Genomic DNA, 11966 nt, shown 5'->3' on the forward strand with positions numbered 1-11966 from the left:
TAAGTGGTCAAGAATTATTATCTTCACGTTGCAATAGCTATTTAGCAGTTTATTAATAATGTTAGCCAGTTGCTCTTGTGAAAGACATCTCTCCTTATTGCCTGCAAAAATATTGATCAATACGACACGCTGTTTTCCCATATGATGCAGAAAGTTCACCACGTCACTTTGAACATTTTCTGGGATATGTAGTTTATAGGGTATGCTTTTTATATTTTCAATTTTCAGCGCGGCGGCGAGTTGAGCAACAGACTGCGTGATGTGTTGATCCTTTGAGGCGAAATCGAGCGATTTACTATAGTGATTAATACAGTGCCATTTATTGAAGCCAATAGCCATTTTGGCATCGATATCATGCAAAAGCTTAACTCTGTGGACAGGCGTTTCAAGGCAAGGATCAATCACCAGATCGTAATGGTTTTCCCGGAGCGTTGAGACAATCTCTCTACTAATTAAAGGTGTAAAAGACTTGAGAAAAACTTCAGTCGTGGCGTTTTCACAAACGTAGGCCTTTCTGATGTAAGGGTTATATTCTATGACCGTTTTATTGGCTTCGGTTAAAAGAATGTCAATGCAATAACCTCTCTTACTCAGTGCCTCAATAAAGGATGAATAGACAATAACATCACCTATCGTTCCTTCGTTTCTGATGATGAGTATTTTTTGTACTTTGTCAGGATTCCACGATGCTTTTTTTCTTCTGTCCCAGAGGATTTTTGCTAGTGCTAACCTTAATTTAATTTTTATTCCTTTCAGGAAATAATTTCTTTGCCTGTTTAGCGCTCTTATTTTATTAATTACTCTTCTAAACCCCTGCGCAAAGATCATAAGGCGTCCTTGTTATCCTGTTTGAGTTGTGCTGCTCTTCCTGATGAAGGAAGGCTAATAAAAAAAGGATTTTAACACGCGGGGTAATTGCGAAAATTGCTCTGCAGATAAATAAGTATTGCGTATTAGAAACGGCTGTTTTTAATATGTTGGTAATAAGTTATTTCTTGTCGATCATTTCCCGGCCGGCAGCCGCGCATTTTTCCGCAGGCGGTGATACAATCGCACTCCGCCCGACCTTCCTATGATCAACACAGGCCTTACCCCATGCAATGCGCGCTCTATGACGCCCACCGCTGCCGCTCATGCCAGTGGCTGGAAAAACCCTATTCGCAGCAGCTCAGCGACAAAGCGTCGCGGCTGAAGTCGCTGCTGGCGCAGCAGCCGGTAGCGCAGTGGCTGCCGCCGGTCACTTCGGCGCAGCAGGCGTTTCGCAATAAGGCGAAGATGGTGGTCAGCGGCAGCGTAGAGCGCCCGGTGCTGGGCATGGTGCAGCGCGACGGCAGCGCGGTGGATCTCTGCGCCTGCCCGCTCTATCCAGACAGCTTCGCGCCGATTTTCGCCGCGCTGAAGCCCTTTATCGCCCGCGCGGGCTTAACCCCCTATAACGTGGCGCGCAGGCGCGGCGAGCTGAAGTTCCTGCTGCTGACCGAAAGCACCCAGGGCGGCATGATGCTGCGCTTTGTGCTGCGCTCGCACGAGAAGCTGGATCAGCTGCGCGCCGCGCTGCCCTGGCTGCAGCAGCAGCTGCCGCAGCTCAAGGTCATCTCCGCGAATATACAGCCGGTGCACATGGCGATTCTGGAAGGGGAGGAGGAGATTGCGCTAACGCCGTCGCAGTCGCTGGCGGAAAACTTCAATCAGGTGCCGCTCTGGATCCGTCCGCAAAGCTTTTTCCAGACCAACCCGCAGGTCGCCGCCGCGCTCTACGCCGCCGCGCGAGACTGGGTCGGCGAGCTGCGCATCGGCAGCATGTGGGACCTTTTCTGCGGCGTCGGCGGCTTCGGCCTGCACTGCGCCACGCCGCAGATGCAGCTGACAGGTATTGAGATCAGCGCCGAGGCGATCGCCTGCGCGCAGCGGTCGGCCGAGATGCTGGGGCTGAAAAAGGTGAGTTTTGCCGCGCTGGATTCGACCGCCTTTGCCACCGGGCGCGACGCGGTGCCCGATCTGGTGCTGGTCAACCCGCCGCGGCGCGGCATCGGCGCCGCGCTGTGCGACTATCTCAGCCGCATGGCGCCGGATAACATTCTCTACTCAAGCTGCAATCCAGAGAGCATGGCGCAGGATATCGCGCGGCTGGCGGATTATCGCGTGACGCGCGTGCAGCTGTTCGACATGTTTCCGCATACCGCGCACTTTGAAGTGCTCTGCCTGCTGACGCGCCGTCGCGCGGAAGAGGGTGGGCCAGCGTCCTGAGCCTCTGAGCCAGGAACGATGCAGAACCGATCGGACGCCCGTCCGCCAGCCCATAGTCGCGTCTTACTCAGGGAACCATTTCTGATTGAGCTGCTGAAGCACACCGTTGCTCTTCAGCGTCGTCAGCGCGGCGTTTAGCCTGTTGCGCAGCGCGTCGTTGCCTTTACGCACCGCGATGCCCAGACCGGTGCCGAAGTAAGCCTTATCGGTGACGTGCTCGCCGACCGGCGCTAAATCGCCGTTGGTCTTCAGCCACTGATTTACCACGGCCGTATCGCCGAATACACCGTCAAGGCGGCCATTTTTCATATCAAGAATAGCGTTCTGATAGCTGTCATAGGCGACGGTAACGATCTCAGGATGCTTCTCCTGCAGATATTTCTGGTGCGTGGTGCCGTTTTCGACCCCGATACGTTTGCCCTTGAGCGAGGCGAAATCGCTGAACTTACCTTTGCGCGCGATGACGATGGCGGAGTTAGCGTAATAGGGCTGGGTGAAATCGACCTGCTTGCTGCGATCGTCGGTAATATCCATACCGGAGATCACGGCGTCAAAGCGGCGAAACTTCAGCGAAGGGATCAGGCTGTCGAAGGCGTTATTGGTAAAGGTGCACTCCGTCTGCATTTGCTGGCAGAGCGCTTTCGCCAGATCGATATCGTAGCCCACGATCTGATTATCGCGATCCAGCGATTCAAACGGCGGGTAGGTGGCGGAAGAGGCGAAGCGGATTGTCTCCGCCGCGTGGGCGCTCAGGGTCAGCGTCGCCAGCGCGGCGGCAAGGATCCATTTTTTCATCGTATTACTCCTGAAAACCATGCTAGAGGCGGAATGGTTGACACGATGCCAGTAAATGAATCTTTATGCAATATTTGTGAGTAAAAATGAAAAAGGCGAGCATTGCTCGCCTGGATATTAACTTCTGCGCTCAAAGGCGAGCGCTCGCCGTTCGATCAGCCGCATCATCAGCGTCAGCAGGCCGTTTACCACCAGATAGACCAGTCCGGCGGCGGCGAACACCATCACGTCGTAGGTGCGGCCGTACAGCAGCTGGCCGTGGCCCATCACTTCCATCAGCGTAATGGTGTAGGCGAGCGAGGTGCCTTTAAACACCAGCACCACCTCGTTGGAATAGGAGGAGAGGGCGCGCTTTAACGCATAGGGCAGCAGAATGCGCAGCGTATCTTTGCGGTTCATCCCGAGTGCCGCGCAGGCTTGCCACTGACCTGCCGGGATGGCACGCATCGCGCCATAAAACAGCTGCGTGGTATAGGCCGCGCTGTTAAGCGACAGCGCCAGCATGGCGCAGAGCCAGGGCTGCGACAGCAGATGCCACAGCCAGGGAACGCGCTGCAGGCTGGGAAACTGTCCCGGACCGTAGTAAATCAGGAAGATCTGCACCAGCAGCGGCGTGCCGGTAAACAGGGTGATATAGATTTTCACCAGCGGATTAAGCAGCGGCGTTTTCAGCGACAGCACCACGGTGAAGAGCAGCGCCAGCGCCAGCGCCACCAGCAGCGACGCCAGGGTAAGCGTCAGGCTGGTGTGTAGCCCTTTCAGGATTTCAGGCAGGTAGCTCAGCATCAGCTATTCCCTCGCTCAAAGCGGGTGGTGCGCAGCTCGATACGGCGCAGCACCGCCTGGCTCAGCAGCGTAATCACCAGATAGATCGCCGCGGCGATCAGAAACCAGGTAAAGGGCTCCTGGGTGCGGGTCGCAATGCTCTTAGTCTGCAGCATCAGATCGTCAACGCTGATCAGCGACACCAGCGCGGTATCCTTCAGCAGCACCAGCCACTGGTTGCCAAGCCCGGGCAGCGCGTGGCGCCACATCTGCGGCATAATCAGGCGCAGGAAGATGGCGGACTTCTTCATGCCCAGCGCCTGACCCGACTCCCACTGACCCTGCGGCACCGCCTTGAGCGCGCCGCGCAGGGTTTGCGAGGCGTAGGCGGAGTAGAGGATCGCCAGCGCAATCACGCCGCACAGAAAGGGGCTGACGTCGAAGTTCTCAATCTGAACCTGCACCGGCAGCTGGAACAGGCCGAAATTAAGGGTAAAGCCGTCGGAGAGCACCAGCAGCAGCTGCGAGGCGCCGAAATAGATAAACAGCACCACCAGGATCTCCGGCAGGCCGCGGATCAGCGTCACCAGCGCCGTGCCGATCCACGCCAGCGGCTTAATGCGCAGCGATTCCCAGCCGGCGAAAAACATCGCCAGCGCAAGGCCGGCGATCAGGGCGCAAACAGCGAGGCCGACGGTCATGCCGGCGGCGCTGGCGAGAGGATAGAACTCACTCATGGTTGATTACTGCTTGAACCATTTGCTGTAGATGGTTTTGTAGGTGCCGTCAGCCTTGACCTTCTCCAGCGCGGCGTTGAACTTCGCCTGCAGGTCGGTGTTGCCCTGGCGCACGGCGATGCCGAGGCCGGTGCCGAAGTAGGCTTTGTCAGTGACTTTATCGCCGACCGCCGCCAGGCTGGCGTTCTGCTTCAGCCATTCGTTGACCACCGCCGTGTCGCCAAAGACCGCGTCGATACGGCCGTTTTTCAGGTCCAGCACCGCGTTCTGATAGCTGTCGTAGGGCACGGTGGTGATATCGGCATGCCGATCGTTGAGGTATTTCTGGTGCGTTGTGCCGTTCTGTACGCCGACGCGCTTGCCTTTCAGCGCGGCTACGTCGGCCACTTTGCCTTTCTGCGCGATAAACAGCGCGGAGTTATCGTAGTAAGGCTTGCTGAAAAGCACCTGTTTTTCGCGCTCGGGCGTGATGTCCATACCGGCCATTACCGCGTCGAAACGGCGGAACTTCAGGCTCGGGATCAGGCTGTCGAACGCCTGGTTGGTAAAGGTGCAGGTGGCGTTCATCTCTTTGCAGAGCGCGTTCGCCAGGTCGACGTCAAAGCCCTGAATCTTGTTGCTGGAATCAACGAATTCAAACGGTGGATAGGAGGCCTCCGTGGCGAAGCGAATAGTCTGCGCCGCAGACGCGCTCAGGCTCAGACCAGCAAGCAGTGCAGCAAGTACGATTTTTTTCATTGAGAGCTTCCTGACTTAATGCGAAAGATAATGTGCAAACGCCTCGGTTTGCGGCTGTGTAAATCGGCTGGCGTCGCCCTGTTCCACGATATGGCCGTTCTCCATATAGACCACGCGGCTGGCGGTTTTACGGGCGACTTCCACTTCGTGCGTCACGATGACCTGGGTAATGTGCGTCTGGGCGAGCTCGCGAATAATGCTGACGATTTGCGCGGTGATTTCCGGATCAAGCGCGGCGGTCGGCTCGTCGAACAGCAGCACCTGCGGCTCCATCATCAGGGCGCGCGCGATGGCGACGCGCTGCTGCTGGCCGCCGGAGAGATGCAGCGGAAAGCGATCGGCATAAGGCGTAAGGCGCAGGCGATCCAGCAGCTTGTCGGCGCGCGCGCGCGCCTCCGCTTTGCTGAGGCCCAGCACGCGGCACGGCGCTTCGATCAGGTTCTGCACCACGGTAAGATGCGGCCAGAGGTTATATTGCTGGAAAACCATGCCAACATTCTGACGCAGTTCGCGGATGGCGGCGTCGGACGGGGTCTTGCTGAAGTCGAAATGGTTGCCGGCGATTTGCAGACTGCCCGAGCGTGGCTGCTCCAGCAGGTTAAGCACGCGCAGGAGTGAGCTTTTCCCCGCGCCGCTTGGGCCGAGCAGCACCAGCGTTTCGCCTTGCGGGCAATCCAGATTGATGTCAAACAGCGCCTGATGGGCGCCGTAAAAGCAGTTAATCCCGTTTAGTTGAATACTCATGCGCAAATTTTGAATAGCCATTAGTGCCGCGAATCTTAACCGTACCAGAATAGTTATGCAAATGAAGTGGGTTAAAATTTATTAAACTGCAGCGAAACAGATAAAGCGTAGCACAATATCGCGCCACTTAGCGGCAGGAAGGGGCAGGCAAAAGAGGCGCGCCGCATGAAAGCCGCGCGCCGCAGGATATTATTTTCTCGCCTGCTCCAGCGTCTGGCTCAGGGTGCCGCCGCCAGGATGCGCCCAGTCGGCGACGTAACGCACGTCATCCACTACCCAGCAGTTGCCTTCGCGGATCATCAGCACCTCATCCTGCCACTTTTTGCCGTCGCGGCTCAGCTCGACGCGGAGTGGAATATTACGCGCGTCGCGGTTCGGGATGGTCGAGCTGTCCGCCACGCTGGCGGCGGTCGGACCCTGCGCCAGGCTGGAGAAGAGATCGCTGCTGCGCCACTGCGCCGTGGCGTTGCTGCCCTGGGTATTCGCCTGCTGCAGCGCCTGATAGAGGCGGTCGCTCAGGTAGGGGCGATATTTTGCCAGCCGATCGCTGCCCGGCAGGCCTGGCGTCGGCTGCTGAATGCGCAAATCGTAAAACTGCTGCGCGACGCTGTCTGGGCCGCCGTCGACGCAGGGGGCGGTGCGAGGGCCGTTGTCCTTAATGACCGGCTCCACCGTGGTACAGGCGGAGAGCAGCAGTGCAGCCGGAAGCAGCAGCGCAAAGGCTTTGTTTCTCATCTCGATTTCCTTATTGTTCTCTGGCAAAGCGCTATTTTTAGCATAGAGTATAGCCGTGCTTTTTAGTTGAAAGAGCTTTGTCCCCTGTTTCATATCTGGAGAGAACGATGAAATTTTCTACCACGCCTACGCTGGAAGGACACAGCATCAGCGACTACTGCGGCGTCGTCACCGGCGAAGCGATCCTTGGCGCTAACATTTTCCGCGACTTTTTCGCCGGCATCCGCGACGTAGTCGGCGGTCGCTCCGGCGCCTATGAGAAAGAGCTGCGCAAGGCGCGCGAAATCGCCTTCGAGGAGCTGGAAGCGCAGGCGAAGGCGCTGGGTGCCAGTGCGGTGGTCGGCATTGATATCGATTATGAAACCGTCGGCAAAGATGGCAGCATGCTGATGGTCAGCGTGAGCGGCACGGCGGTGAAACTTCGTTGAGGCTGCTGATCGCCGCGCTGGCGCTGCTGCTGGCGGGCTGCCAGAGCGGACTGGAATCGCGGCAGGGCTACTGGGTCGATACGCAGCATCCGGCTTACGGCGCCAGGCCGCGTATTAAAGCGATCGCGATTCACTATACCGCCGAAGATTTTCCCTCGTCGCTGGCGACCCTGACCGATCGCGATGTCAGCGCCCACTACCTTATTCCCCGCCAGCCGCCGCGGCGCGCCGGAAAACACATTATCTGGCAGCTGGTGCCGGAGCCGCAGCTCGCCTGGCACGCGGGGCCGAGCTTCTGGCGCGGCGCGACGCGCCTCAACGACACCTCTATCGGCATCGAGCTGGTGAACCGCGGCCATACGCCTACCCTGACCGGGCGCGACTGGCAGCCTTTTACCGAGGCGCAGATCGCCGCGCTGACGCTATTGGTGGAGGATATCGCCCGGCGCTACGCCATCGCGCCGCAGAATATCGTCGGCCACAGCGATATTGCGCCGCAGCGCAAGCAGGATCCCGGGCCGCTGTTTCCCTGGGGGCAGCTGGCGCGGCAGGGGATTGGCGCCTGGCCGGAGGCGACGCGCGTGCAGCACTATTTAGCGGGCAGGGCGGCGCAGACGCCGGTTGAGATGGAGACGCTGCTGGCGGCGCTGTCGCGCTACGGCTACGACGTGAGCGGCGCCGCCACGCCACGTCAGCAGCAGCGGCTGATCGCGGCGTTCCAGATGCATTTTCGTCCGGCGGACTACCGCGGCTTGCCGGACGCGGAGACGCTGGCGATTGCCGAAGCGCTGCTGGAGAAATATGGCGATTAACGCTGCAGGAAGGCTTTCCAGTGCGCCACCAGCTGCTCCAGCGCATGGCGGTCGACATCCAGATGGGTAACGATGCGCGTTACCGGCCCGACGCTTAGCAGCACGTCGCGCGCGGCGAACCAGTTTTTCAGCGGCGCGATCTGCTCGGCGGGCACACGCACAAACAGCATGTTGGTCTGCTGATCCACCACCTCGACGCCCGCCTGCTGCAGCTGCTGGCCGAGCCAGGCGGCGTTGTCGTGATCCTCTTTCAGCCGCGCCACGTTGTGCTGCAGCGCATAGAGGCCGGCCGCCGCCAGGATGCCCGCCTGACGCATGCCGCCGCCCGCCATTTTGCGCCAGCGGCGCGCGCGCTCGATGTAGGCCTCATCGCCGCACAGCAGCGATCCCACCGGTGTACCCAGCCCTTTCGACAGGCAGATCGTCAGCGTGTCGCAGTAGCGGGCAATCGCCTCCAGCGTGACGTTCTGCGCCACCACCGCGTTAAAGATGCGCGCGCCGTCAATATGCAGCGCCAGCTTGCGCTCGCGGCTGAACGCCCAGGCGCGGGCGAGATAGTCGAGCGGCAGCACCTTGCCGTGGTGGGTGTTCTCCAGGCTAAGCAGGCGGGTACGGGCAAAGTGGATATCGTCCGGTTTGATGGCGGCGGCCACTAAGTCCAGCGGCAGCGTGCCGTCTTCGGCGGCAAGGATTGGCTGCGGCTGAATACTGCCCAGCACCGCCGCGCCGCCCGCTTCATATTTATAGTTATGCGCCTGCTGGCCGACGATATATTCGTCGCCGCGCTCACAGTGGCTCAGCAGCGCCACCAGATTGGCCTGGGTACCGGTCGGGAAGAATAGCGCGGCCGCTTTGCCGCTGAGCCGCGCGGCTTCCGCCTCCAGTGCATTGACGGTTGGATCGTCGCGATAGACGTCGTCGCCGGTTTCAGCGGCCATCATCGCCTGCAACATCGCGGCGCTCGGCCGGGTTACGGTATCACTGCGTAAATCGATCACGTTGCTCTCCTGAGAAAAGAAAAGCGGGCGTAAACGCCCGTTAAGAATGCCAACAGGTGCCGAAGCGGGTGGCATGGGCCGATCGCAAAGTCGCTCAAGGCATCCATGCGCGCTCGGCCCGCGTCATCCCTGACGCGGGACGCTTTGCTCTTCTGCCCATGCCACCCGCTTCTCAGGCTTTGAGCACGCTGAAAGAAACATCAGCGCCCAGCGTCGTTTCTCTCTTTTACCGCAGCCAGTTGGTTTTCGCCAGCTCCACCACTTCGTCGCCGCGACCGTTCAGGATGGCGCGCAGCATATAGAGGCTAAAACCTTTCGCCTGCTCCAGCTTGATCTGCGGCGGCATCGCCAGCTCCTCTTTGGCGGTGATGACATCCACCAGCACCGGACCGGGATGCGCAAACGCCTGCTCCAGCGCGCCGTTAAGCTCGGACGCCTTCTCTACGCGCAGCCCTTTAATGCCGCACGCCTCGGCGATAGCGGCGAAGTCAGGGTTATCCAGCTCGGTGCCGTCGGTGAGATAGCCACCCGCCTTCATCTCCATGGCGACAAAGCCCAGCACGCTGTTATTGAAGATCACCAGCTTCACCGGCAGCCTGAGCTGCGCCAGGGTGATGAAGTCGCCCATCAGCATGCTGAAGCCGCCGTCGCCGCACAGCGCTACCACCTGACGATCGCGGTTCAGCGCCTGGGCACCGAGCGCCTGTGGCATGGCGTTCGCCATTGAGCCGTGATTGAACGAGCCGAGCAGGCGGCGACGGCCGTTCATCTTCAGATAGCGTGCCGCCCAGACGGTGGGCGTGCCGACGTCGCAGGTGAAAATCGCGTCGTCGCTGGCGTAGTGGCTGATCTGCTGCGCCAGATACTGCGGATGGATTGCCTGCTTATCGTTGGCGTTAGCCAGCTCATCCAGCCCTTTGCGCGCGTCGGCGTAGTGTTCCAGCGCGCTGTCGAGATGATGACGGTCGGTTTTTCTCTCCAGCCGCGGCAGCAGCGCCTGCAGCGTCGGCTTCACCGCGCCGACATATGCCTGATCAAGATGGCAGTGCGCGCCCAGGCTGCCGGGATTGATATCGAGCTGGATGATTTTGGCCTGTTCGGGATAGAACGCGCGGTAGGGGAATTTGGTGCCGAGCAGCACCAGCGTATCGGCGTTCATCATGGCGTGATAGCCCGATGAGAAGCCGATCAGCCCGGTCATGCCGACATCATACGGATTATCGTACTCAAGATGCTCTTTGCCGCGCAGCGCATGGACGATGGGCGCCTTCAGGGTCTCCGCCAGTCGCACCACTTCATCATGGGCGCCAGCACAGCCGCTGCCGCACAGCAGCGTGATATTGCTGGCCTCGTTCAGGGTTTGCGCCAGCAGCGCCAGCTCGCTTTCCTGGGGCAGAACCTGCGGCAGCAGCGGCGGATACCAGGCGGCCGACGCGCCCTCTGGCGCGGGCTTCAGCGCCACGTCGCCCGGCAGCACCACCACCGAGACGCCGCGATTGAGGATCGCCTCGCGCATCGCGATGCCCAGCACCTGCGGCAGCTGCTCCGGGCTGGAGACCAGTTCGCAGTAGTGGCTACACTCGCGGAACAGCTCCTGCGGATGCGTCTCCTGAAAATAGCCGCTGCCGATCTCGCTGGAGGGGATATGGGCGGCGATCGCCAGTACCGGCACGCGGTTGCGGTGGCAGTCGAACAGGCCGTTGATCAGATGCAGGTTGCCTGGCCCGCAGGAGCCGGCGCAGACCGCCAGCTCGCCGCTGACGTGCGCTTCCGCGCCGGCGGCGAAGGCGGCGACCTCTTCGTGTCGCGTCGGCATCCACTCAATGGTGCCCATGCGGTTCAGGCTGTCGCTCAGCCCGTTCAGGGAGTCTCCGGTCACCCCCCAGATACGTTTGACGCCGGCGTTTTCCAGCGTTTTCGCGATCAGCGCCGCAACGGTCTGTTTCATCATACTCTCCTCTGGCTGTAAGCCATCTTCCCGATGGCGGACAAAAAGAGAAGACTAGACGAGGTTTCGCGCGCGCAGCCGTGAAAAAGTGCGCTGTGCGTTACGCGGAGAAAAAGGCGATAAGCAGCGGCGCCAGTAAACTCATCACAAAGCCGTGCACGATAGCGGCCGGCACGATTTCATTGCCCCCCGCGCGCTGCAGCACCGGCAGGGTGAAATCCATCGCCGTCGCGCCGCACAGCCCGAGGGCGCTGGAGCGATGCCGGGCGATCAGCGCCGGGATCAGCATAATGGCGGTCAGCTCGCGCACCAGGTCGTTGAAAAAGGCGGCGCTGCCAATCACCGGGCCGAACGCTTCGGTCATCAGGATGCCGGAAAGAGAGTACCAGCCGAAGCCGCTGGCCAGCGCCAGGCCGGTTTTCAGCGGCAGACCGAGCAGCGCGGCGGCGATGGCGCCGCCCAACAGGGCGCTCAGCAGCACCACCACCGACACCAGCATGCCGCGTCGATTCAGCAGAATCTGGCGCAGCGTCATGCCGCTGCCGCGCAGCTGCACCCCGACGAGAAACAGCAGAAAGATCAGCGCATATTCGCTGGCGGTGGAGGCGTGTCGCAGAAAAGCGAGCTGCGTCAGTCCCGTCAGAAAGCCCAGTACCACCACGCCGCACAGCGTCAGCGAGTCGAGCGCCATACGCAGCCGCGACGGCAGCGCTTCCTGCCTGTGCTTGTGCTGCCAGGGACGTTTTTTTTCCAGCAGGCGCAGCGCCAGCAGGTTGCAAAGCAGGATCGCCAGCGCGCTGACCAACGCGATATGAAAAACGCTAAGCAGATTGCGGCTGAGATTATCGAGAAAGGCGAGGCTGATGCCCATAAAGAAGAGAATGATATAGACCATCCAGCCCAGCAGTCGATTTACCAGACGTAAAAAAGCGGGCTGGCGCAGCGGCAACAGCCAGCCCGCCACCAGCGGCAGCAAAATAATAAGAAGCCCAGAATACATAGCGAATGCATTTCCTTGC

The 11966-nt window shown here is 59.9% G+C and carries 13 protein-coding genes; 3 read left to right on the forward strand and 10 right to left on the reverse strand.

Annotated elements, in window-relative coordinates; genetic code table 11:
- Positions 1-828 (reverse strand): glycosyltransferase family 9 protein (locus Q9R34_RS20270; protein ID WP_485896105.1); only part of this gene is annotated, 828 nt, incomplete at its 3' end.
- 216 nt (positions 829-1044) lie between these two features.
- On the opposite strand from Q9R34_RS20270, the gene rlmC reads away from it, so the two are divergent.
- A complete protein-coding gene (rlmC, locus tag Q9R34_RS20275) occupies positions 1045-2247 on the forward strand; it encodes a 23S rRNA (uracil(747)-C(5))-methyltransferase RlmC (protein ID WP_485896145.1) in 1203 nt (400 codons plus the stop codon).
- Positions 2248-2310: 63 nt separating this feature from the next.
- On the opposite strand, the gene Q9R34_RS20280 is transcribed toward rlmC, so the two are convergent.
- From Q9R34_RS20280 to Q9R34_RS20305, 6 genes are all read right to left on the reverse strand, one after another.
- Positions 2311-3042: an arginine ABC transporter substrate-binding protein gene (locus Q9R34_RS20280; RefSeq protein WP_485896107.1), complete on the reverse strand. Its 732-nt coding sequence runs from the start codon at positions 3040-3042 to the stop codon at positions 2311-2313.
- Positions 3043-3159: 117 nt separating this feature from the next.
- Positions 3160-3828 (reverse strand): arginine ABC transporter permease ArtM, encoded by a 669-nt coding sequence (artM, locus tag Q9R34_RS20285; RefSeq protein ID WP_485896109.1) that lies wholly within the window; start codon positions 3826-3828, stop codon positions 3160-3162.
- Positions 3828-4544 carry an arginine ABC transporter permease ArtQ gene (artQ, locus tag Q9R34_RS20290; RefSeq protein WP_485896111.1) on the reverse strand — a complete coding sequence of 239 codons (717 nt, stop codon included), beginning with the start codon at positions 4542-4544 and terminating at the stop codon, positions 3828-3830. Before artQ ends, artM begins: the two co-directional genes overlap by 1 nt.
- Positions 4545-4550: 6 nt before the next feature.
- Positions 4551-5282, reverse strand: a complete 732-nt coding sequence (gene artJ / locus Q9R34_RS20295) for an arginine ABC transporter substrate-binding protein (RefSeq protein ID WP_485896113.1) — start codon at positions 5280-5282, stop codon at positions 4551-4553.
- A 15-nt stretch (positions 5283-5297) separates the two neighbouring features.
- Positions 5298-6026 carry an arginine ABC transporter ATP-binding protein ArtP gene (gene artP / locus Q9R34_RS20300; protein WP_485896114.1) on the reverse strand — a complete coding sequence of 243 codons (729 nt, stop codon included), beginning with the start codon at positions 6024-6026 and terminating at the stop codon, positions 5298-5300.
- A gap of 189 nt (positions 6027-6215) precedes the next feature.
- On the reverse strand, positions 6216-6761 hold the full coding sequence (locus Q9R34_RS20305) for a lipoprotein (protein WP_485896116.1): 546 nt from the start codon (positions 6759-6761) through the stop codon (positions 6216-6218).
- 107 nt (positions 6762-6868) lie between these two features.
- Between Q9R34_RS20305 and Q9R34_RS20310 the strand changes: the two genes are divergently transcribed.
- Complete coding sequence (locus Q9R34_RS20310) at positions 6869-7189, forward strand: heavy metal-binding domain-containing protein (RefSeq protein WP_033751347.1); 321 nt, start codon at positions 6869-6871, stop codon at positions 7187-7189.
- A complete protein-coding gene (locus Q9R34_RS20315) occupies positions 7186-8001 on the forward strand; it encodes an N-acetylmuramoyl-L-alanine amidase (protein WP_485896118.1) in 816 nt (271 codons plus the stop codon). The genes Q9R34_RS20310 and Q9R34_RS20315 overlap by 4 nt, the downstream gene beginning before the upstream one ends.
- On the opposite strand, the gene ltaE is transcribed toward Q9R34_RS20315, so the two are convergent.
- From ltaE to Q9R34_RS20330, 3 genes are all read right to left on the reverse strand, one after another.
- Positions 7998-8999 (reverse strand): low-specificity L-threonine aldolase, encoded by a 1002-nt coding sequence (ltaE, locus tag Q9R34_RS20320; RefSeq protein ID WP_485896120.1) that lies wholly within the window; start codon positions 8997-8999, stop codon positions 7998-8000. The two genes, Q9R34_RS20315 and ltaE, sit on opposite strands and share 4 nt — an antisense overlap.
- Positions 9000-9225: 226 nt before the next feature.
- On the reverse strand, positions 9226-10947 hold the full coding sequence (gene poxB, locus Q9R34_RS20325; RefSeq protein WP_434124501.1) for a ubiquinone-dependent pyruvate dehydrogenase: 1722 nt from the start codon (positions 10945-10947) through the stop codon (positions 9226-9228).
- A gap of 100 nt (positions 10948-11047) precedes the next feature.
- Positions 11048-11947, reverse strand: coding sequence for a LysO family transporter (locus Q9R34_RS20330; RefSeq protein ID WP_434124502.1), 900 nt, complete (start codon positions 11945-11947; stop codon positions 11048-11050).
- Positions 11948-11966 lie beyond the last annotated feature (19 nt).

The sequence above is a fragment of the Enterobacter sp. BRE11 genome (assembly GCF_031844285.1).
In the GTDB taxonomy this organism is placed as follows: Bacteria; Pseudomonadota; Gammaproteobacteria; order Enterobacterales; family Enterobacteriaceae; genus Pantoea.

Excerpts from the sequence above, each read along its gene's own strand:
- Q9R34_RS20310 (WP_033751347.1), top strand. The coding sequence starts at position 6,869 with ATGAAATTTTCTACCACGCCTACGCTGGAAGGACACAGCATCAGCGAC.
- artQ (WP_485896111.1), bottom strand. The coding sequence starts at position 4,544 with ATGAGTGAGTTCTATCCTCTCGCCAGCGCCGCCGGCATGACCGTCGGC.
- Q9R34_RS20330 (WP_434124502.1), bottom strand. The coding sequence starts at position 11,947 with ATGTATTCTGGGCTTCTTATTATTTTGCTGCCGCTGGTGGCGGGCTGG.
- poxB (WP_434124501.1), bottom strand. The coding sequence starts at position 10,947 with ATGAAACAGACCGTTGCGGCGCTGATCGCGAAAACGCTGGAAAACGCC.
- Q9R34_RS20280 (WP_485896107.1), bottom strand. The coding sequence starts at position 3,042 with ATGAAAAAATGGATCCTTGCCGCCGCGCTGGCGACGCTGACCCTGAGC.
- artJ (WP_485896113.1), bottom strand. The coding sequence starts at position 5,282 with ATGAAAAAAATCGTACTTGCTGCACTGCTTGCTGGTCTGAGCCTGAGC.
- artP (WP_485896114.1), bottom strand. The coding sequence starts at position 6,026 with ATGAGTATTCAACTAAACGGGATTAACTGCTTTTACGGCGCCCATCAG.
- Q9R34_RS20305 (WP_485896116.1), bottom strand. The coding sequence starts at position 6,761 with ATGAGAAACAAAGCCTTTGCGCTGCTGCTTCCGGCTGCACTGCTGCTC.
- artM (WP_485896109.1), bottom strand. The coding sequence starts at position 3,828 with ATGCTGAGCTACCTGCCTGAAATCCTGAAAGGGCTACACACCAGCCTG.